This is a genomic window from Streptococcus oralis (assembly GCF_026782345.1).
In the GTDB taxonomy this organism is placed as follows: domain Bacteria; phylum Bacillota; class Bacilli; order Lactobacillales; family Streptococcaceae; genus Streptococcus; species Streptococcus oralis_CK.
This window is the reverse complement of the sequence record NZ_JAKUWI010000001.1, coordinates 1,077,207-1,098,387: the sequence shown is the minus strand read 5'-3', so window position 1 is coordinate 1,098,387 and position 21,181 is coordinate 1,077,207. Positions and strand designations below refer to the sequence as shown.

Genomic DNA, 21,181 nt, shown 5'->3' with positions numbered 1-21,181 from the left:
ATAGTACGTAGAAAGCCTGAGAAGATTTCTTCTCAGGCTTTTGCTAAGCACATAAATACGATACTGCTATGAAAAAATCACCCAGAATATTCTGGGTGATAAATGTTATGGTTGTGCTGGTTGCGGATTCTGGTTTTGTTGGCCAGGGGTTGTATTTGATTGTTGCGTATTATTGCTAGGATTGGTAGTCGTACTATTATTGGTGCTTGGAGTAGTTGAGCTAGACTGTGAAGTTGAGCTTTCTGATGATGAGCTTGAACTTTCAGATGTCGAACTTTGTTGTGTAGATGATGAAGGGGTCCACGTATTGCGTGCTCCATTCTTAAAGACAAATTCTCCGCTTCTGTAAAGGCCTTCTGGCATAGTCCAGTCACCAGGATGATCATCTTCAGAGAGATAAGTCATCATTGAACGGTAGACCTTAGCAGCGACATAGAAGCCATCACCAACGATAGGAGTAAGACGATTTGAGTAACCTGTCCAAACTGCCATTGAATATTTACGAGTATAGCCAACGAACATTTCGTCCGGAGCTACATAACCCGTATTTTTAATGTAGTTTTCAATCTCATCATCTGTATAGTTTGACGTACCAGTTTTACCAGCTTGTGGTAGCCAAGGGAGGTAGGCTCCTCGACCAGTTCCGTATGCCAAGACGGTTTTCATCATATCTGTCATCATATAGGCTGTCGTTTCTTTCATAGCACGTGTACCAGAATCAGAGAATTCTTTTGAACTGCCATCACTAAAGACAATCTTGTTGATATACATAGGTTTACGGTAGATACCGCCATTGGCAAAAGCAGCGTAAGCCGCAGCCATCTTCTCGCTGCTTGCTCCATACTTTTTGTCAGATTCAGTTGTATTACTTGAAATAGCATTAGCATAGTGTATGCTTGGGTAGTCAATACCGAGTCCATTTAGAAACGTCTTGGCACGATCGAGTCCTACTTTCTCTAGCGTTTCTACAGCCGGCACATTCCGTGATTGTTGGAGAGCATACTGGAGTGTTATGTTTCCAAAGTAACTCTTATCCCAGTTATAGACAGGGGTAGAGGTTCCAGGGTAATTATAAGGACTATCGTGAACAATCGAAGCAGTTGAATCATAAACGCCATATTCCAAAGCAGGAGCATAGTCTGTAATAGGCTTCATGGTAGAACCCCAGTCACGGTTAGTTTCTACAGCTTGGTTTATTCCAAAGGAAACATTGCTTGATTGGTGGCGAGCACCTAATTGGGCAATGACTTTCCCGTTTGTGACATCAACGATAGTAGAGGCTACCTGTAACTCATCATCTGGATAGTTGACATACTCGTCCGTATTGTAAATATCCCAGAGACGTTGTTGGACCTTAGAATCAACGTTTGTGTAGACTTCCATACCCGTAGTTAAAAGGTTGTAACCTGTTTCCTGTTCAACTTGGTCAATCACCTCTTTGAGGTAATTATCCATGTAAGGAGGATAACTGTTAGCTGATTTTAGGCTTTGAAGTCCATCTGTAATCGGAGTATTAATCGCTTTTTCATATTGCTCAGCTGTAATGTAGCCTTGCCCTTTCATCTCAGAGAGGACGAGATTACGACGTTCTTGGGCGGCTTCCGGATGCGAGTATGGATCATATTGGTTTGGAGCCTGAGGCATTCCGGCAAGGAGGGCCAATTGAGGGACGCTCAAATCTTTAAGGTCTTTGCCATAGTAACTTTGAGCAGCCGTCTGCATTCCGTAGTTTCCGTTTGACATGTAAACCTTGTTGATGTAGTAGGTCAAGATCTCTTGTTTAGTCGCCTTTTGTTCTAGTTGAACGGCAAGCCATGCTTCCTGAGCCTTACGAGAAAGGGTTTGGTCAGAAGTTGACGTAGAGAAATAGGTTAACTTGATCAACTGCTGCGTCAAAGTTGAAGCTCCTTGAAGGCCTCCGCCACCACGAAGATTTCGTAGGGTGGCACCTAGGATACGGATAGTATCAATTCCTCGGTGATTAAAGAAGCGATGGTCTTCAATCGAAACAATAGCGTTGACCAAATCGGTCGGGATTTCGTTTGCTTGAGCATTGACCCGACGTTCTGATCCAAGATCAGCGATGAGTTCATCGTTATTGTCATAAATTTTACTAGACGTTGTAGCGACTAGTTTACTTTCAGATAGGGCTGGAGTCTTGCTAACATAGTAGAGAAAGAGACCTCCGCCCAGCATAATAGCTGCGATAAATACAGTTAAGAAGCAGATACTGATATATTTAGATATTCGCAGGATAGTTTGTTTGTTCATCTTGTTTTACCACCTAGTAAATGTTCTTTGATAATATCGAGATAGGGAATCTGGGGAAAGGCACCCAGCTCAATCCTATATCCATTTTCTCGAATATATCCAAGTGGCATTGACTTTTGTCCCTTATCTTGATGATAGAAACGAATCAGGTCAACAGCCGGCAATAAATAAGTTTCTTGCTGAGAAGCAAAGTGAAGAAGGACAAAGCAGATTCCTCGCTGGGCAAGGACCTGTTCCATATGCTGAATCTGATGGTGATGGAAATTCTTCATCGGAATCGCATGTTTTTGCCTAGTTTCCTTTGCTTCAAAGTCGATGTAATATCCATCATAAACCCCTGAATAGTCTGTGGTTGAGGCTTGTCTAAAGTAGGCTTCAACGATCTTGGCTCGACTTCGTTGGGGATAGTCAACACGTACGATTTGGATAGGAGTCGGTTTCTTGTGAATCACTGCCAACCCATGCGACAAGTAATAATCGTTCGTAGCGTTGATCATCTTTTCAAAAGACATTCCCCGATTTGCGAAATTTTTAGTTTGTGACGGGGGAGCTTGTCTCTTCTGTGATGAAATTTTATGTGGATAGTTGACCATAATTCTCCTTATTGGTACAATAACATCACTCTATTATATCATAAATTTACAAAGAAAGGGTTAAAAATGACAACAGCCTTGATTTCAGGTTATTCTGCCTTCGACCTTGGTCTCTTTAATGACAAGGATATTCGCGTTGATATTATCAAAACAGCTATTCGGAGAGACTTAGAACGTCTAGCGGAGGAAGGGGTGACCTGGCTTGTCTTTACTGGGGCTTTGGGCTTTGAGTACTGGGCGCTTCAGGTGGCGAAAGACATGAAAATAGACTATGGATTTCAGCTGGCGACCATTTTTGATTTTGAAACCCATGGCAGTAATTGGAATGAAGCAAATCAAGTGAAGTTGAGCGAATTCAAGCAAGTTGATTTTGTCAAATATGCCTATCCACAATATGAACACAAGGGACAACTACGTGATTATCAGAAATTTTTACTGGAGAACACAGATATTTGCTATCTTTTTTATGATGAGGAAAACAAAACTAAATTACAATATTTTTACCAAATGATGAAAAATCAAGCGGACTATGTTACAAGGCAATTAACATTTGAGGACTTGAATGAACTAGCAGAAAATTTTTCTGAAAAGTAACCCTTTGACCTTGATTTTTACTTGTCTTTTTTTATATAATAATACTAGTAACCCAGAATGGAGAGAGACATGGCAAGTATTATATTTTCAGCAAAAGATATTTTTGAACAAGAGTTTGGACGCGAAGTGCGTGGATATAGCAGAGCAGAGGTGGATGAATTCTTAGATGATGTGATTAAGGATTATGAAACTTACGCAGCTTTGGTTAAATCCCTTCGCCAAGAAATTGCCGATTTGAAGGAGGAGTTGTCTCGTAAACCACAGGCGGCTCCAACTCAACCAGACTCTATTGAAGTAACAGCTTCTACTTCAATGACAAATTTTGATATTTTGAAACGCTTAAATCGTCTCGAAAAAGAAGTATTTGGTAAGCAAATCTTAGACAATCAAGATTGATAATTGACTAAGGAATGAATGCAATTTTTGGATAATCGCGTGAAGAGGTTCTCTTTTCATGAGGAAAGTCCATGCTAGCACAGGCTGTGATGCCTGTAGTGTTTGTGCTAGGCGAATCCATAAGCCTAGGGACGAGTGATCGTTACGGCAGTCGAAATGGCTAAGTCTTCGGATAGGTCAGAATAGGCTTGAAAGTGCCACAGTGACGGAGTCTTTCTGGAAACGGAGAGAGTGGAACGCGGTAAACCCCTCAAGCTAGCAACCCAAATTTTGGTCGGGGCATGGAGTGCACGGAAACGAACGTAGTACTCTGACTGCTAGCAGATTTATGCTGTTAGCGGTAGACAGATGATTATCGAAGGAAGTGGTCCTAGTCACTTCTGGAACAAAACATGGCTTATAGAAAATTGCATATAGGTTGGGGCTGAGAAATCTTTCTCAACCTCATTTTTTAAAGTGAACAAGAGAAAGGTCTTGCAAGACTAGAAATGAAAGAACAATTTAATTTAATCGCAACTGCTGCGGCGGGCCTCGAGGCAGTCGTTGGGCGTGAGGTGCGAGAACTTGGTTATGATTGCCAGGTTGAAAATGGGCGTGTCCGCTTCCAAGGAGATGTGAAGGCAATCATTGAGGCCAATCTTTGGCTTCGTGCAGCGGATCGCATCAAGATTGTAGTCGGAAGTTTTCCAGCTAAGACTTTTGAAGAGCTTTTTCAAGGTGTTTTTGCTCTAGATTGGGAAAACTATCTCCCGCTTGGGGCGCGTTTCCCGATTTCAAAGGCCAAATGTGTTAAGTCAAAACTTCATAACGAGCCCAGTGTTCAGGCCATTTCTAAGAAAGCTGTTGTGAAGAAATTACAAAAACACTATGCCCGCCCAGAAGGAATTCCCTTGATGGAAACTGGTCCTGAGTTTAAGATTGAGGTGTCTATTCTGAAAGATGTGGCAACTGTCATGATTGACACGACAGGTTCTAGCCTTTTTAAACGAGGTTATCGTACGGAAAAGGGTGGAGCACCTATCAAGGAAAATATGGCAGCGGCCATTTTGCAACTTTCCAACTGGTATCCAGACAAGCCCTTGATTGATCCAACCTGTGGTTCAGGAACTTTCTGTATCGAGGCGGCTATGATTGCTAGAAAGATGGCGCCGGGTCTTCGCCGTTCCTTTGCTTTTGAGGAATGGAACTGGGTTAGCGATCGGTTAATCCAAGAGGTCCGTACTGATGCTGCTAAGAAAATTAATCGTGAGATAGAACTGGATATCATGGGCTGTGATATTGATGCTCGTATGGTAGAAATTGCCAAGGCAAATTCTCAAGCAGCAGGTGTCGCAGGAGATATCACTTTTAAGCAAATGCGGGTACAGGACTTGCGCACAGACAAGATCAATGGCGTTATCATTTCCAATCCACCATATGGGGAGCGCTTGTCCGATGATGCAGGAGTTACGAAACTTTATGCTGAGATGGGACAAGTCTTTGCACCACTGAAAACCTGGAGTAAGTTTATCTTGACGAGTGACGAAGCTTTTGAAAGTAAGTACGGAAGTCCAGCGAATAAAAAACGAAAACTCTATAACGGGACCTTAAAAGTGGATTTATATCAATATTTTGGTCAGCGTGTGAAACGCCAAGAGGTAAAATAGAAAGGTAAACTCATGAGCAAGAAAAGACATGATCGTCATAAAAAAGAACAGCAAGAGCCACAATTCGACTTTGACGAAGCAAAAGATTTGACTGTTGGTCAAGCAATTCGTAAGAATGAAGAGGTTGAGGCTGGAGTATTGCCTGAAGACAATATCTTGGACAAATACATCAAACAGCACCGCGAAGAGATCGAGGCAGATAAGTTTGAAACTCGTCAGTTTGAAAAAGAAGAACTGGCTTCTACTCAAAACTTAGAGGAATTGATCCAAGAAGTTCGTGAAACAAGTGAACTTTCTGGAGAGGTAGACGATTCAGACCTGGTTTCCGAGGAATTTAGTGAAGAGATAGATAATGAAGAAACTACTCAGTTTGTTCCCCCACTTCAAGATGAAGAAAGTGCTGAAATAGAGCCTCTCGTTTTAACAGAAACAGAATCCAAGGAAATGAATGAGGAAAATGAGGAACAAGAAGAAACCTATACTTCCCTATCACGATCAGTACAGACGGAACCTGAAACAGGCTCTAAAAAGAAACGTCTGATTACCATCGTTTCTGTGGTAGCTGTGATTCTTGTTCTTGCTGGTACGTATTATGTTTACCGTCAGGTATCCCGTTCGAACCAAGAAATCCAGTCTTCTCAATCATCTTCAGGAAATCAAGAATCGCAAACCGATTTGCAAGAGTTCAATACGCTTTATGATTCCTTCTATACGGATGCCAATAAGACTGCTTTAAAAAATAGCCAGTTCGATAAGTTGAACCAGCTAAAAACCTTACTGGATAAGTTAGAAGGTAGCCGTGATTATGCACTAGCTAAGTCAAAATACGATAGCCTAGCAACTCAAATCAAGGCCATTCAAGATGTCAATGCCCTCTTTGAAAGTCCAGCTATTACTGATGGTGTCTTGGATACCAATGCTAAAGCCAAGGCGGATGCTAAGTTCACGGAAGTTAAAACGGGAAATACAGAGCTTGATAAACTGTTAGCTCAGGCGATTAGCCTTGGTAAGAGCCAACAAACCAGTGCTTCCAGCTCAAGTTCCAGTTCAAGTCAAGCAAGTTCAAGTTCCGCTACAGAAAACAATGCCAGCAGTACGACGCCTTCAACAAGTACCACAGCACCGGCTAGAGATACAAATGGTGGTTTATCTGGTGATGGTGTAAATCTACAGAGAGGACTTAGTCGTGTACCCTATAACCAATCAGCTGTAGACGATAGCAACAATCCTGCCTGGACGTTTGCAGATGGTGTTTTGGAACAGATCCTAGCAACATCACGTGCACGTGGTTACATCACTGGCAACCAATACATTCTCGAACGTGTCAATATTGTAAACGGAAACGGCTATTACAACCTCTACAAACCGGATGGAACCTACCTCTTCACCCTCAACTGTAAGACGGGTTACTTTGTAGGGAATGGTTCTGGTCATGCAGATGACCTGGACTATTAGGAGTCCGTTACAAAATTCTTTCCTTTCATAGGTAAAAATGATAAAATAAAACATATTAAACAAGAGGAGTGTCACATGACAAAAGCTAACTTTGGTGTCGTTGGTATGGCCGTAATGGGTCGTAACCTTGCCCTAAATATCGAATCTCGTGGCTATACAGTTGCCATTTACAACCGTAGTAAAGAAAAAACAGAAGACGTAATTGCTTGCCATCCTGAAAAGAACTTTGTACCAAGCTATGACGTTGAAAGTTTTGTAAACTCAATCGAAAAACCTCGTCGTATCATGCTGATGGTTCAAGCTGGACCTGGTACAGATGCTACTATCCAAGCCCTTCTTCCCCACCTTGACAAGGGTGATATCTTGATTGATGGAGGAAACACTTTCTACAAAGATACCATCCGTCGTAATGAAGAATTGGCAAACTCAGGCATCAACTTTATCGGTACTGGGGTTTCTGGTGGTGAAAAAGGTGCCCTTGAAGGACCTTCTATCATGCCTGGTGGACAAAAAGAAGCCTACGAATTGGTTGCTGATGTTCTTGAAGAAATCTCAGCTAAAGCACCAGAAGATGGCAAACCATGTGTGACTTACATCGGTCCTGATGGAGCTGGTCACTATGTAAAAATGGTCCACAACGGTATTGAGTATGGGGACATGCAATTGATCGCAGAAAGCTACGACCTCATGCAACACTTGCTTGGTCTTTCTGCAGAAGACATGGCTGAAATCTTCACTGAGTGGAATAAAGGCGAGCTTGATAGTTACTTGATCGAAATTACAGCTGATATCTTGAGCCGTAAAGACGATGAAGGTCAAGATGGCCCAATCGTAGACTACATCCTCGATGCCGCAGGTAATAAGGGAACTGGTAAATGGACTAGCCAATCATCTCTTGACCTTGGTGTACCATTGTCACTGATCACTGAGTCTGTATTTGCGCGTTACATCTCTACATACAAAGAAGAGCGTGTGCATGCTAGCAAGGTCCTTCCAAAACCAGCTGCCTTCAAATTTGAAGGTGACAAGGCTGAGTTGATCGAAAAGATCCGTCAAGCCCTTTACTTCTCAAAAATCATTTCATATGCACAAGGTTTTGCCCAATTGCGTGTGGCTTCTAAAGAAAATAACTGGAACTTGCCATTTGCGGACATCGCATCTATCTGGCGTGATGGCTGTATCATCCGTTCTCGTTTCTTGCAAAAGATTACAGATGCCTACAACCGCGATGCTGATCTTGCAAACCTTCTCTTGGATGAGTACTTCTTGGATGTTACTGCTAAGTACCAACAAGCAGTGCGTGATATCGTAGCTCTTGCTGTTCAAGCTGGTGTACCAGTGCCAACCTTCTCAGCAGCTATTACTTACTTTGATAGCTATCGTTCAGCAGACCTTCCTGCTAACTTAATCCAAGCACAACGTGACTACTTTGGTGCCCACACTTACCAACGTAAAGACAAAGAAGGAATCTTCCACTACTCTTGGTATGACGAAAAATAAGTAGGTCTGCCATGGGGAAACGGATTTTATTACTTGAGAAAGAACGAAATCTCGCTCATTTTCTCAGTCTGGAACTCCAAAAAGAGCAATACCGTGTTGATCTGGTCGAGGAGGGACAAAAAGCCCTCTCCATGGCTCTCCAGATAGATTATGACTTGATTTTACTGAATGCTCGTCTGGGGAATATGACGGCCCAGGATTTTGCAGAGAGGCTGAGTCGGACAAAACCTGCCTCAGTGATCATGGTCTTGGACCATCGCGAAGAATTGCAAGACCAGATTGAGACAATCCAGCGCTTCGCCGTTTCTTACATCTATAAGCCAGTGATTATTGATCAGCTGGTGGCTCGTATTTCAGCGATTTTCCGAGGTCGGGACTTTATCGACCAACATTGTAGTCAGATGAAGGTCCCAACGTCTTACCGCAATTTGCGTATGGATGTAGAACATCATACCGTTTATCGTGGCGAGGAGATGATTGCTCTGACGCGCCGTGAGTATGACCTTTTGGCCACTCTCATGGGAAGCAAGAAGGTCTTGACTCGTGAGCAGTTGTTGGAAAGTGTTTGGAAGTACGAAAGTGCGACAGAAACCAATATCGTGGATGTTTATATCCGTTATCTACGTAGCAAGCTTGATGTAAAAGGTCAAAAAAGCTACATTAAAACCGTGCGTGGTGTTGGTTATACCATGCAAGAATAGAAAAGCAGTTGCAGTTGTGTAACTGCTTTTTTTGAGGAGCTTCTATATATTGACATACAGTAAAGTCTTTGCTACAATCAGTTATGGAGGAAAGATCGAATGAAAAAATTTAAAATAGTGATGCAAGTTGGACTAGCTGTCTTTCTCTTTGCTTTGCTAGCGACAAGCACCGTCTTTGCGGATGATGCTGATTCGGAAGGCTGGCAATTTGTCCAAGAAAATGGTAGAACCTACTATAAGAAGGGGGACCTCAAAGAAACCTACTGGCGAGTGATTGATGGGAAGTACTATTATTTTGATCCTTTATCTGGCGAGATGGTTGTCGGCTGGCAATATATACCTGCTCCACACAAAGGGGTTACGATTGGTCCTTCTCCAAGGCAAGATGTTGCTTTTAGACCAGATTGGTTTTACTTTGGTCAAGATGGGGTACTACAAGAATTTGTTGGTAAGCAAGTGTTAGAAGCAAAAACTGCTACAAATACCAACAAACATCATGGGGAACAATATGATAGTCCAGCAGAGAAACGAGTCTATTATTTTGAAGATCAGCGTAGCTATCACACTTTAAAAACCGGTTGGATTTATGACGAGGGTCATTGGTATTATTTACAGAAGAGTGGTGGCTTTGATGCTCGTATCAACAGTTTAACGGTTGGGGAGCCAGTGCGTGGTTGGGCCAAGGATTATTCTCTTCTATATGATGAAGAGGAAATAAAAGCGGCTCCATGGTACTACCTAGACCCAGAAACTGGCATTATGCAAACGGGTTGGAAACAACTTGGCAATAAGTGGTACTATCTCCGTTCATCAGGAACCATGGCAACTGGTTGGTATCAGGAAGGCTCCACTTGGTATTATTTAGATGAACCAAATGGTGATATGAAAACGGGCTGGCAATACCTTGGGAACAAGTGGTACTATCTCCGTTCATCAGGATCTATGGCGACTGGCTGGTATCAGGAAGGTTCGACTTGGTATTATCTAAACGCAAGTAATGGTGATATGAAGACAGGTTGGTTCCAGGTCAATGGCAAATGGTACTATGCTTACAGCTCAGGTGCTTTGGCAGTGAATACAACCGTAGATGGTTATTCTGTCAACTATAATGGCGAATGGGTTCAATAATGAAAGAAGCGATTGTGAAGGAAACAATCGCTTTTTTTGTGAAAATATAATAAAATAGATAGGAGGAAATACTACTGTATGAAAAGCAAGACGGTCTTTCCGTCTGGTTAAAGGAAAACATGACAAAAAAAGTTGGTGTCGGTCAGGCACATAGTAAGATTATTTTAATAGGAGAGCACGCTGTCGTATACGGCTATCCTGCCATTTCTCTGCCTCTCTTAGAGGTGGAGGTGACATGTAAGGTGGTCCCTGCTGAAAGTCCGTGGCGTCTTTATGAGGAGGATACCTTGTCCATGGCGGTATATGCCTCGCTGGAGTATTTGGATATCAAAGAAGCCTGCATTCGCTGTGTGATTGACTCTGCTATCCCTGAAAAACGGGGAATGGGTTCGTCAGCAGCTATCAGCATAGCAGCTATTCGAGCAGTTTTTGACTACTATCAAGCCGACCTGCCTCATGATGTACTGGAAATTCTGGTCAATCGGGCTGAGATGATTGCCCATATGAATCCGAGTGGGTTGGATGCCAAGACCTGTCTCAGTGACCAGCCTATTCGCTTTATCAAGAATGTTGGTTTTACAGAACTTGAGATGGATCTATCCGCCTATTTAGTCATTGCAGATACAGGTGTGTATGGTCACACTCGTGAAGCCATCCAAGTGGTTCAAAGCAAGGGGAAGGATGCTCTGCCGTTTTTGCATGCCCTGGGAGAATTGACCCAGCAGGCAGAAGATGCGATTAGAAGAAAAGATGCTGAGGGACTGGGACAAATCCTCAGTCAAGCGCATTTACATTTAAAAGAAATTGGTGTCAGCAGCCCTGAGGCAGACTCCCTCGTTGAAACGGCTCTTAGCCATGGTGCTCTAGGTGCCAAGATGAGTGGTGGTGGGCTAGGAGGCTGTATCATCGCCTTGGCAACCAATTTGACACACGTACAAGAACTAGCAAAACGATTAGAAGAGAAAGGAGCTGTTCAGACATGGATCGAGAGCCTGTAACAGTACATTCCTACGCAAATATTGCCATTATCAAATACTGGGGAAAGAAAAAAGAAAAAGAGATGGTTCCTGCTACTAGCAGCATCTCTCTGACTTTGGAAAATATGTACACAGAGACAACCTTGTCGCCTCTACCAAAGGATGCGATGGCTGATGCCTTTTATATCAATGGTCAGCTCCAAAATGAGGCTGAGCATGCCAAGATGAGCAAAATCATTGACCGTTACCGTCCGGCTGGGGAAGGTTTTGTCCGTATTGATACCCAAAACAATATGCCGACTGCGGCTGGCTTGTCCTCAAGTTCTAGCGGTTTGTCCGCCTTGGTTAAGGCTTGCAATGCTTATTTCCAGCTTGGATTGGATAGAAGTCAGTTGGCTCAGGAGGCTAAGTTTGCCTCAGGGTCGTCCTCTCGTAGTTTTTATGGACCGCTAGGTGCCTGGGATAAGGATAGTGGGGAAATTTACTCTGTTGATACAGACCTGAAACTAGCTATGATTATGTTGGTGCTAGAGGATAAGAAAAAACCAATTTCTAGCCGTGATGGAATGAAACTTTGTGTGGAAACCTCGACGACCTTTGATGATTGGGTTCGCCAGTCTGAGAAAGATTATCAGGATATGCTTGTTTATCTCAAAGAGAATGATTTTGCCAAGGTTGGGGAATTAACGGAGAAAAATGCCCTTGCTATGCACGCTACGACCAAAACTGCTAGTCCAGCCTTTTCTTATCTAACGGATGCAACTTATGAAGCGATGGACTTTGTCCGCCAACTTCGTGAGCAAGGGGAAGCCTGCTACTTTACCATGGATGCTGGTCCCAATGTCAAGGTCCTCTGTCAGGAGAAAGACTTGGAGCATTTATCAGAAATTTTCGGTCAACATTATCGCTTAATTGTGTCAAAAACAAAGGATTTGAGTCAAGATGATTGCTGTTAAAACTTGCGGAAAACTATACTGGGCAGGGGAATACGCTATTCTAGAGCCAGGACAGTTAGCCTTGATAAAGGCCATCCCCATCTATATGAAGGCTGAGATTGCTTTTTCTGACAGCTACCGTATCTATTCAGATCTGTTTGATTTCGCAGTGGACTTGACGCCAAATCCTGACTACAGCTTGATTCAAGAAACGATTGCTTTGGTGGGAGACTTCCTTGCTGTTCGCGGTCAGACTTTGCGACCTTTTTCCTTGGAAATCCGTGGGAAAATGGAACGGGAAGGCAAAAAGTTTGGTCTGGGTTCTAGTGGTAGCGTCGTTGTCTTGGTGATCAAGGCCCTGCTGGCTCTGTATGGTCTTTCAGTTAATTCGGAACTCTTGTTCAAGCTGGCAAGCGCGGTCTTGCTCAAGCGAGGCGACAATGGTTCTATGGGAGATCTTGCCTGTATTGTGGCAGAGGATTTGGTTCTCTACCAGTCTTTTGATCGAAAGAAGATAGCTGCTTGGTTGAAAGAAGAAAGCTTGGCAACAGTTTTAGAGCGTGACTGGGGCTTTTCCATCTCACATGTAAAACCTGCCCTAGAATGTGATTTCCTAGTGGGATGGACCAAGCAAGTGGCCGTATCGAGTCAAATGGTCAAGCAAATCAAGCAAAACATAGACCAGAATTTTTTAAGTTCCTCAAAAGAAACAGTGGCTTCTTTGGTAGAAGCCTTGGAGCAGGGGAATGCAGAAAAAATTATCGAGCAGCTGGAAACAGCCAGTCAACTTTTAGAAGGTTTGAGCCCAGATATTTACACGCCTTCGCTGAGACAGTTGAAAGAAGCCAGTCAAGATTTACGGGCTGTTGCCAAGAGTAGTGGAGCTGGTGGCGGTGACTGTGGCATTGCCTTGAGTTTTGATGAGCAATCAACTGAAACCTTAAAAAATCGCTGGGCTGATCTGGGGATTGAGCTCTTATACCAAGAAAGGATAGGACATGACGACAAATCGTAAGGATGAGCACATCCGCTATGCCCTTGAGCAGAAAAGTTCCTATAATAGCTTTGATGAGGTGGAGTTGATTCATTCTTCCCTGCCTCTTTACGATCTGGATGAGATTGATTTGTCTACAGAGTTTGCAGGTCGAAAGTGGGACTTTCCTTTTTATATCAATGCCATGACGGGTGGAAGCGATAAGGGGAGAGAAATCAATCAAAAGCTGGCTCAGGTGGCAGAAGCCTGTGGGATTTTATTTGTGACGGGATCTTATAGCGCAGCCCTCAAAGATCCAACAGATGACTCTTTTTCTGTCAAGTCTAGCCATCCAAAACTCCTCCTTGGAACCAATATTGGATTGGACAAGCCTGTTGATCTAGGACTTCAGACTGTAGAAGCGATGAATCCACTTCTCCTGCAAGTGCATGTTAATGTCATGCAGGAATTGCTCATGCCCGAGGGAGAAAGAAAGTTTCGAAGCTGGCAATCGCATCTGGCAGATTATAGCAAGCAAATCCCCGTTCCTATTGTCCTAAAGGAAGTGGGTTTTGGGATGGATGTAAAGACCATCGAGAGAGCCTATGAACTGGGTGTTCGAACGGTTGACCTGTCAGGTCGTGGTGGCACCAGCTTTGCCTATATCGAAAACCGTCGCAGTGGTCAGCGTGATTACCTCAATCAATGGGGCCAGTCTACCATGCAAGCCCTTCTCAATGCCCAAGACTGGAAAGACAAAGTCGAACTTTTGGTCAGTGGAGGTGTCCGGAATCCTCTTGATATGATTAAGTGCCTGGTCTTTGGTGCAAAAGCTGTGGGATTATCACGAACCGTTCTGGAATTAGTTGAAACCTATTCCGTCGAAGAGGTGATTGGTATTGTTCAAGGCTGGAAAGAAGATTTGCGATTGATCATGTGTGCCCTTAATTGTGCAACCATAGCGGATCTGCAAAACGTAGACTATATTCTTTATGGTAAACTAAAAGAAGCAAAAGATCAGATGTAGAGAGGTCGGGACAAGAATCCTGCCCTTTTTTGTAGCCTTTTGCCAACTGTGGTGAGTTGATGAAACCAAGCTTGTAGGAGCGATTTCTGTCCTATCTCCTTTTTCCATCCTCAGACCGAGGTGACTTTTTTGAATTGTGATAAAATAGAAAAGAGAGGATGCGTCTATGAAAAAATTTCAAATCTTTTTATTTATCGAAGCCTGTCTATTGACGGGAGCTCTGATTTTGATGGTATCAGAGCATTTTTCGCGTTTTCTGCTGATTCTATTCCTCTTTTTGCTCTTGCTCCGCTATTATACAGGTAAAGAGGGCAACAACGTTTTCCTCCTTGTGGCGACTATTCTTTTCTTTTTCATCGTCATGCTCAATCCCTTTGTGATTTTAGCCATCTTTGTAGCGGTCATCTATAGTCTCTTTCTTCTCTATCCGATGATGAATCAAGAAAGAGAGGAGACGGATTTGGTCTTTGAAGAGGTGGTAACGGTTAAAAATGAACACAATCCTTGGTTTGGCAATCTCCATCATTTCTCTAGTCACCAGACCTGCCAGTTTGATGATATCAACCTCTTTCGCCTCATGGGCAAGGACACCATTCATCTAGAAAGAGTTATCCTAACCAATCATGACAATGTCATTATCCTTAGAAAGATGGTGGGAACGACTAGGATTATCGTACCTGTTGATGTGGAAATCAGCCTCAGTGTTAACTGCCTCTATGGAGATTTAACTTTCCTCAATCAACCCAAGCGAGCCCTTCGTAATGAACATTATCATCAGGAAACCAGGGACTATCTAAAGAGTAACAAGAGCGTCAAAATTTTCCTAACTACTATGGTTGGCGATGTGGAGGTGGTCAGAGGATGAAAAAGCAATCGTACCTATTAATCGGGCTGACTTCACTCCTCTTTATTCTCTTTTTGGCTAATAGTCTGCTTGATATTCTAAATCTTGATTGGTCCTATTTGCTACAGGATATCGAGAAAACAGAGAAACTCATCTTCTTGATTTTGGTCTTTAGCCTTTCCATGACCTTCTTTTTTGTCCTTTTTTGGCGCGTGATGGAAGAAATTTCTCGCAGAAAAATGCAGGTTAATCTCAAGCGGCTCCTAGCAGGAAAAGAGGTGGTTGCCTTTGCAGATCCAGATTTGGATGCCAGTTTTAAGTCCTTGTCTGGCAAGCTTAACCTCTTGACAGAGGCTGTTCAAAAGGCTGAAAATCAAGGCCTGGTCAAGGAAGAAGCAATCATCGAGAAAGAACGAAAGCGGATAGCACGTGACCTTCACGATACAGTTAGTCAGGAGTTGTTTGCGGCCCATATGATTTTATCAGGTGTCAGTCAGCAGGCTTTGAAGCTGGATAGAGAAAAGATGCAGACCCAGTTGCAAAGTGTCGCAGCTATCCTTGAAACAGCCCAGAAAGATTTGCGGGTCTTGCTCCTACATTTGCGACCTGTTGAGTTGGAAGAAAAGAGTTTGGTTGAGGGGATTCAAATACTCTTAAAAGAGCTTGAGGACAAGAGTGATCTCAAGGTAAGCCTCAAGCAAAATGTGTCTAAATTGCCTAAGAAGATTGAAGAACATATCTTCCGTATTTTGCAGGAGTTGATCAGCAATACCCTTCGCCATGCCCAGGCATCTTGTCTAGATGTCTACCTCTATCAGACAGATGTTGAAGTGCAGCTGAAGGTGGTGGATAATGGGATTGGTTTCCAGTTAGGGAGTTTAGACGACTTGAGTTATGGACTGCGAAATATCAAGGAGCGAGTCGAAGATATGGCAGGAACGGTTCAACTTTTGACAGCTCCAAAGCAAGGACTGGCGGCTGATATCCGTATTCCCCTGCTAGATAAGGAATGATAAAGGAGTAGTGATGAAAATTTTACTGGTAGATGACCATGAAATGGTTCGATTGGGTTTGAAAAGCTATTTTGATCTCCAAGACGATGTGGAAGTTGTGGGCGAGGCTGCCAATGGGGCTCAAGGTATTGACTTGGCCTTGAAACTGCGTCCAGATGTCATTGTCATGGATATCGTCATGCCTGAGATGAATGGGATTGACGCGACCTTGGCCATCCTCAAAGAATGGCCTGAAGCCAAGATTTTGATTGTGACCTCTTACTTGGACAATGAAAAAATCATGCCAGTTTTGAATGCAGGTGCTAAAGGTTATATGCTCAAGACTTCTAGTGCAGACGAACTGCTTCATGCCGTCCGCAAGGTGGCTGCTGGAGAGCTTGCTATTGAACAAGAGGTCAGCAAGAAGGTCGAATACCACCGCAATCATATGGAACTTCATGAGGACTTGACTGCGCGTGAGCGAGATGTACTTCAACTCATCGCCAAGGGCTACGAAAATCAGCGCATTGCAGATGAACTCTTCATCTCTCTCAAGACAGTCAAGACCCATGTGTCCAACATCCTAGCCAAACTTGAGGTCAGTGATCGCACCCAGGCTGCGGTCTATGCCTTCCAGCACCACTTGGTCGGGCAGGAGGACTTTTAGATGAGTCTTGCAGATTTACTTGAGGAGCTAGAAGCAGCAAAAGACCCTGAAAAAGCAGGGCCTATGGAAGCCTATATGCGCCATCAATTTCCCTTTCTAGGTATTGCAGGTCCTGAAAGAAATGCGCTCTATAGAAAATACTTTCCAAGCGCGAAAAAAACAAAGATGATTGATTGGGATTTTGTAGACACTTGCTGGGAAAAGGAACCTAGAGAATACCAATATGTGGCTGCCAACTATTTGAAAGCCATGCAGTCTTATCTAACGAAGGACGATTTGCCTAAACTTGAGCGTCTGGTCGTGACCAAGTCCTGGTGGGACACGGTAGATATCCTAGATCGAGTAGTAGGAAGTTTGGTGGCCGACCATCAGGAACTTGAAGAAGTGATTTTAAAATGGAGCCTCTCAGACAATATCTGGCTGAGACGAGTCGCTATTGACCACCAGTTGTTAAGAAAAGAGAAAACAAATGTCCAACTGATGGAAAAGATTCTGCTCAACAATCTGGACCAGACAGAATTTTTCATCACCAAAGCCATCGGCTGGGCTCTAAGAGACTACTCTAAAACCAATCCCGAATGGGTAGCACGTTTTATTGAAAAAAATAAGAAAAGAATGGCTGAACTTAGTATCAAGGAAGCGAGCAAGTACCTCTAGCACTATTGAAAAGCGCATTCATTACTTGAAAAAAGTCGCTATTATATGGTATAATGGACTGTATTAAAAATTTTAAGGAGAAATGACAGAATGTCTGTATCATTTGAAAACAAAGAAACAAACCGTGGTGTCTTGACTTTCACAATCTCTCAAGACCAAATCAAACCAGAATTGGACCGTGTATTTAACTCAGTAAAGAAAACTCTTAACGTTCCTGGTTTCCGTAAAGGTCACCTTCCACGCCCTATCTTCGACCAAAAATTTGGTGAAGAAGCTCTTTATCAAGATGCAATGAACGCACTTTTGCCAAACGCTTATGAAGCTGCAGTAAAAGAAGCTGGTCTTGAAGTGGTTGCGCAACCAAAAATTGACGTAACTTCAATGGAAAAAGGTCAAGACTGGGTTATCACTGCTGAAGTCGTGACAAAACCTGAAGTAAAATTGGGTGACTACAAAAACCTTGAAGTATCAGTGGATGTAGAAAAAGAAGTGACAGATGCTGACATTGAAGAGCGTATCGAACGCGAACGCAACAACTTGGCTGAATTGGTTATCAAAGAAGGCGCTGCTGAAAATGGCGACACTGTTGTGATTGACTTCGTTGGTTCTATCGACGGTGTTGAATTTGACGGTGGGAAAGGTGAAAACTTCTCACTTGGACTTGGTTCAGGTCAATTTATCCCTGGTTTTGAAGACCAATTGGTTGGACACTCAGCTGGCGAAACTGTTGACGTTGTCGTAACATTCCCAGAAGACTACCAAGCAGAAGACCTTGCAGGTAAAGAAGCTAAATTCGTAACAACTATTCACGAAGTAAAAGCAAAAGAAGTTCCAGCTCTTGATGATGAACTTGCAAAAGACATCGACGAAGAAGTGGAAACTCTTGACGAATTGAAAGAAAAATACCGCAAAGAATTGACTGCTGCGAAAGAAGAAGCATACAAAGATGCCCTTGAAGGTGCAGCAATCGATAAAGCTGTAGAAAACGCTGAAATCGTAGAACTTCCAGAAGAAATGATCCACGAAGAAGTTCACCGTTCAGTAAATGAATTCCTTGGAAACTTGCAACGCCAAGGTATCAACCCTGACATGTACTTCCAAATCACAGGAACTACTCAAGAAGACCTTCACAAACAATACGAAGCAGAAGCTGAGTCACGTACGAAGACTAACCTTGTTATCGAAGCAGTTGCCAAGGCTGAAGGATTTGACGCTTCAGAAGAAGAAATCCAAAAAGAAATCGAGCAATTGGCAGCAGACTACAACATGGAAGTTGCACAAGTGCAAAACTTGCTTTCAGCTGACATGTTGAAACACGATATCACTATCAAAAAAGCTGTTGAATTGATCACAAGCACTGCAACAGTAAAATAATCTTAAAAGAGAAAAAGCCCACCTGACTAGGTGGGTTTTCTGATGCACTATTTTCCAAAAATCTCTTTAAGGTCTGCGTCTGTAATCCCAATCATAGCGGGAATACTAGACCAGTTTTCCTCGGTGAGGATGTAGGATTGTTCAGAGTCACTTGGTGTGGCAGTTTCAGAGAAAGCTTGTTTGCTTTCTTCAATATTATTTTCAATTAAATCACTGAAACGCTCAATCAGATAGGTCTTGCGGGCAGTCCCGATATGCTTGACTGCATAGTCAAAGGCCTGTAATTCACCAAGAAGGATGAGCTTGCTCTTGGCCCGTGTAATGGCTGTGTAGATGAGATTTCGCTCCAGCATGCGCTTGCTAGCACTGGTGATGGGCAGGATGACAACAGGAAACTCACTTCCCTGAGACTTATGAATACTCATGGCATAGGCTAGTCGAATTTTGTACCATTCATTACGTGGGTAGACGACTTCATTGCCATCAAAATCAATGACAATCTCGTCTTGTTTGGACTCGGTATATTTTCCAGGAATTAGGTCTGTGATGTAGCCTAGGTCTCCGTTAAAGACATTGACTTCGGCATCGTTGACTAGGTGAATGACCTTGTCTCCTGTTCGATAGTGACACTGAGTTGCTTCAAAGCTAACTTGCCCCTTTTGCTGAGGATTGAGCAGGTCTTGCATGAGTTGGTTGATGGCGTCAATACCAGCAGTTCCTCGATACATAGGCGCTAGCACCTGAATATCACGAGCCGGAATGCCACTTCTGAGGGCAGCACCAAGAATTTTCTCAATCGTAGCTGGGATATGGCCACTAGCAATTTCAAAGTAGGAGCGGTCTGCCTTTTTCTGGGTAAAGTCAGCTGGCAAGATGCCTTGTCGAATTTGACTCGCCAAGGTAACGATAGTTGATTCTTCGCTCTGACGGTAAATCCGTTCCAAGCGAGTCTGCGGAATCAGGGGTATCTGGAGCAGGTCAGCAAGGACTTGTCCGGGACTAACAGAAGGCAACTGGTCACTGTCTCCCACGATGAGAATTTTGCTGTTAGAAGAGATATTGGAGAAGAGTTGGTTAGCTAGCCAAGTGTCCACCATAGAAAACTCATCCACGATGATGAAGTCGGCATCCAGATAATCTTCCAGATGACTGGTATCATCGTCTCCTGTCATCCCCAAATGACGGTGTATGGTCGCGCTAGGCAAACCTGTTAATTCATTCATGCGCCGAGCCGCTCGACCAGTTGGTGCAGCGAGAAGAATCGGCAGATTGCTTTTTTTCCTGAGATCAAGCCCTTCTAAAAGGGCATAAACAGCGATAATCCCATTGATAACAGTCGTCTTACCTGTACCAGGTCCACCTGTTAGGATAAAGACCTTGTTCTGGATAGCGTCACAGATAGCTTGTTTTTGGATGCTATCGTACTGAATCCCCAGTTCTTGCTCGACAGTAGCGATATGCTTGTGAATGGTTTCTAGATCCTGGCTTTTCTGCTTTCCTTTTTCGAGGATACGAACCAAGTGACTGCGAATGCCTTCTTCAGCGAAAAAGAGGCTGTTATCAAAGATTTTAGTATCAATCTGCTGAACCTTGTCTTCTTCGATCAGATGAGATAATTCCTGAGCAACTTGGTTGGGATCCAGTTCCACGGGACGGGAAGACTCGAGGAGGTTAAGTGTCTGTTCCAGCAAATCTCGGGCTTCCATATAGGTATCGCCCGTATCCATACATCCCTGAAAAAGACTGTGGACAAGGCCAGCACGGAAGCGCTCAGGAGCTTGGCTTTCGATACCTAGTTCAGCGGCTAATTGGTCAGCAATAGTAAAGCCCAAGCCCTTGATATCCTCAACCAGTTGGTAGGGATAATTTTCGACAATATCCAGCGTTTCGTCCTTGTAGAAGTCTTGAATCTGAAAGGCCAGTTTATTGGGAATTCCGTAGTTGGCAAGTTTAGCCAAGACCATTTCTGTCCCATAGTTGAGACGGAGGGTGGAGACAAAAGCCTCACGGTTTTTGGCAGAGAGTCCAGCAATGCTTTCCAGCTTTTCAGGATGCTCCAGAATTTCGTCGATAGTGTTTTCACCATAACTATCAACGATTTTTTGGGCAGTTTTGAGACCAATTCCCTTAAAATGACTGCTGGAGAAATACTTGACCAAGCCCTTGCTAGTGGGTTTTGCTCGCTCATAACGACTGATTTGTAGCTGTTCACCATACTTGGAGTGCTGAACGATTTGCCCCCAAAAAGTATAGTCTTCGCCCTCAATCACATCCGCCATGGTTCCTGTAACGATGATTTCAAAATCGTTAAAGTCCTCCGCATTGGTATCTTCGATATCTAGGAGGAGGATGCGGTAGAAATTACTGACATTTTCAAAAATAATGCGTTCAATGGTGCCTGAAAAATAAACTTCCATAGGTTTCCTTTACATAAGTTCGTGAGAATTGGTC

19 protein-coding genes and 1 other RNA gene are annotated in these 21,181 nt (G+C 43.4%); 17 read left to right on the top strand and 3 right to left on the bottom strand.

Annotated elements, in window-relative coordinates; all coding sequences use genetic code 11:
- Nucleotides 1–105 precede the first annotated feature (105 nt).
- Nucleotides 106–2,271 carry a penicillin-binding protein PBP1A gene (pbp1a, locus tag MK405_RS05440; RefSeq protein WP_268704517.1) on the bottom strand — a complete coding sequence of 722 codons (2,166 nt, stop codon included), beginning with the start codon at nucleotides 2,269–2,271 and terminating at the stop codon, nucleotides 106–108.
- Entirely contained in the window at nucleotides 2,268–2,864 is a 597-nt protein-coding gene (gene recU / locus MK405_RS05435) for a Holliday junction resolvase RecU (protein WP_000248760.1), read from the bottom strand. The genes pbp1a and recU overlap by 4 nt, the downstream gene beginning before the upstream one ends.
- Nucleotides 2,865–2,930: 66 nt before the next feature.
- On the opposite strand from recU, the gene MK405_RS05430 reads away from it, so the two are divergent.
- From MK405_RS05430 to tig, 17 genes are all read left to right on the top strand, one after another.
- Entirely contained in the window at nucleotides 2,931–3,458 is a 528-nt protein-coding gene (locus tag MK405_RS05430; RefSeq protein ID WP_109289656.1) for an SLOG family protein, read from the top strand.
- Between the two features lie 69 nt (nucleotides 3,459–3,527).
- The gene (gpsB, locus tag MK405_RS05425; protein ID WP_061418633.1) at nucleotides 3,528–3,854 is read left to right on the top strand and encodes a cell division regulator GpsB; all 327 of its coding nucleotides are present in this window, start codon (nucleotides 3,528–3,530) and stop codon (nucleotides 3,852–3,854) included.
- A gap of 23 nt (nucleotides 3,855–3,877) precedes the next feature.
- Nucleotides 3,878–4,259: RNase P RNA component class B (gene rnpB / locus MK405_RS05420), an RNA gene on the top strand.
- Nucleotides 4,260–4,342: 83 nt separating this feature from the next.
- Nucleotides 4,343–5,500 (top strand): THUMP domain-containing class I SAM-dependent RNA methyltransferase, encoded by a 1,158-nt coding sequence (locus tag MK405_RS05415; protein ID WP_247945977.1) that lies wholly within the window; start codon nucleotides 4,343–4,345, stop codon nucleotides 5,498–5,500.
- Nucleotides 5,501–5,512: 12 nt separating this feature from the next.
- A complete protein-coding gene (gene mapZ / locus MK405_RS05410; protein WP_268704516.1) occupies nucleotides 5,513–6,955 on the top strand; it encodes a cell division site-positioning protein MapZ in 1,443 nt (480 codons plus the stop codon).
- Between the two features lie 75 nt (nucleotides 6,956–7,030).
- Complete coding sequence (gene gndA / locus MK405_RS05405; RefSeq protein WP_050252407.1) at nucleotides 7,031–8,455, top strand: NADP-dependent phosphogluconate dehydrogenase; 1,425 nt, start codon at nucleotides 7,031–7,033, stop codon at nucleotides 8,453–8,455.
- A gap of 11 nt (nucleotides 8,456–8,466) precedes the next feature.
- Entirely contained in the window at nucleotides 8,467–9,156 is a 690-nt protein-coding gene (locus tag MK405_RS05400; protein WP_247945980.1) for a response regulator transcription factor, read from the top strand.
- Between the two features lie 99 nt (nucleotides 9,157–9,255).
- Nucleotides 9,256–10,284 carry a choline-binding protein CbpF gene (gene cbpF / locus MK405_RS05395; RefSeq protein ID WP_268704515.1) on the top strand — a complete coding sequence of 343 codons (1,029 nt, stop codon included), beginning with the start codon at nucleotides 9,256–9,258 and terminating at the stop codon, nucleotides 10,282–10,284.
- A gap of 119 nt (nucleotides 10,285–10,403) precedes the next feature.
- The gene (gene mvk, locus MK405_RS05390) at nucleotides 10,404–11,282 is read left to right on the top strand and encodes a mevalonate kinase (RefSeq protein WP_268704514.1); all 879 of its coding nucleotides are present in this window, start codon (nucleotides 10,404–10,406) and stop codon (nucleotides 11,280–11,282) included.
- Complete coding sequence (mvaD, locus tag MK405_RS05385; RefSeq protein WP_268704513.1) at nucleotides 11,264–12,217, top strand: diphosphomevalonate decarboxylase; 954 nt, start codon at nucleotides 11,264–11,266, stop codon at nucleotides 12,215–12,217. The genes mvk and mvaD overlap by 19 nt, the downstream gene beginning before the upstream one ends.
- Nucleotides 12,204–13,211, top strand: a complete 1,008-nt coding sequence (locus tag MK405_RS05380) for a phosphomevalonate kinase (protein ID WP_268704512.1) — start codon at nucleotides 12,204–12,206, stop codon at nucleotides 13,209–13,211. The genes mvaD and MK405_RS05380 overlap by 14 nt, the downstream gene beginning before the upstream one ends.
- Nucleotides 13,195–14,196 carry a type 2 isopentenyl-diphosphate Delta-isomerase gene (fni, locus tag MK405_RS05375; protein ID WP_268704511.1) on the top strand — a complete coding sequence of 334 codons (1,002 nt, stop codon included), beginning with the start codon at nucleotides 13,195–13,197 and terminating at the stop codon, nucleotides 14,194–14,196. Before MK405_RS05380 ends, fni begins: the two co-directional genes overlap by 17 nt.
- Nucleotides 14,197–14,362: 166 nt before the next feature.
- A complete protein-coding gene (liaF, locus tag MK405_RS05370) occupies nucleotides 14,363–15,061 on the top strand; it encodes a cell wall-active antibiotics response protein LiaF (RefSeq protein WP_084872531.1) in 699 nt (232 codons plus the stop codon).
- The gene (locus MK405_RS05365; protein WP_268704510.1) at nucleotides 15,058–16,053 is read left to right on the top strand and encodes an envelope stress sensor histidine kinase LiaS; all 996 of its coding nucleotides are present in this window, start codon (nucleotides 15,058–15,060) and stop codon (nucleotides 16,051–16,053) included. Before liaF ends, MK405_RS05365 begins: the two co-directional genes overlap by 4 nt.
- 13 nt (nucleotides 16,054–16,066) lie before the next feature.
- Nucleotides 16,067–16,699: a response regulator transcription factor gene (locus tag MK405_RS05360; RefSeq protein ID WP_045617642.1), complete on the top strand. Its 633-nt coding sequence runs from the start codon at nucleotides 16,067–16,069 to the stop codon at nucleotides 16,697–16,699.
- Entirely contained in the window at nucleotides 16,700–17,356 is a 657-nt protein-coding gene (locus MK405_RS05355) for a DNA alkylation repair protein (RefSeq protein WP_268704509.1), read from the top strand.
- 90 nt (nucleotides 17,357–17,446) lie between these two features.
- The gene (gene tig, locus MK405_RS05350) at nucleotides 17,447–18,730 is read left to right on the top strand and encodes a trigger factor (RefSeq protein ID WP_268704508.1); all 1,284 of its coding nucleotides are present in this window, start codon (nucleotides 17,447–17,449) and stop codon (nucleotides 18,728–18,730) included.
- Nucleotides 18,731–18,777: 47 nt separating this feature from the next.
- Here tig and recD2 read toward each other — a convergent pair whose 3' ends face one another.
- Entirely contained in the window at nucleotides 18,778–21,147 is a 2,370-nt protein-coding gene (gene recD2 / locus MK405_RS05345) for an SF1B family DNA helicase RecD2 (RefSeq protein ID WP_268704507.1), read from the bottom strand.
- Nucleotides 21,148–21,181 lie beyond the last annotated feature (34 nt).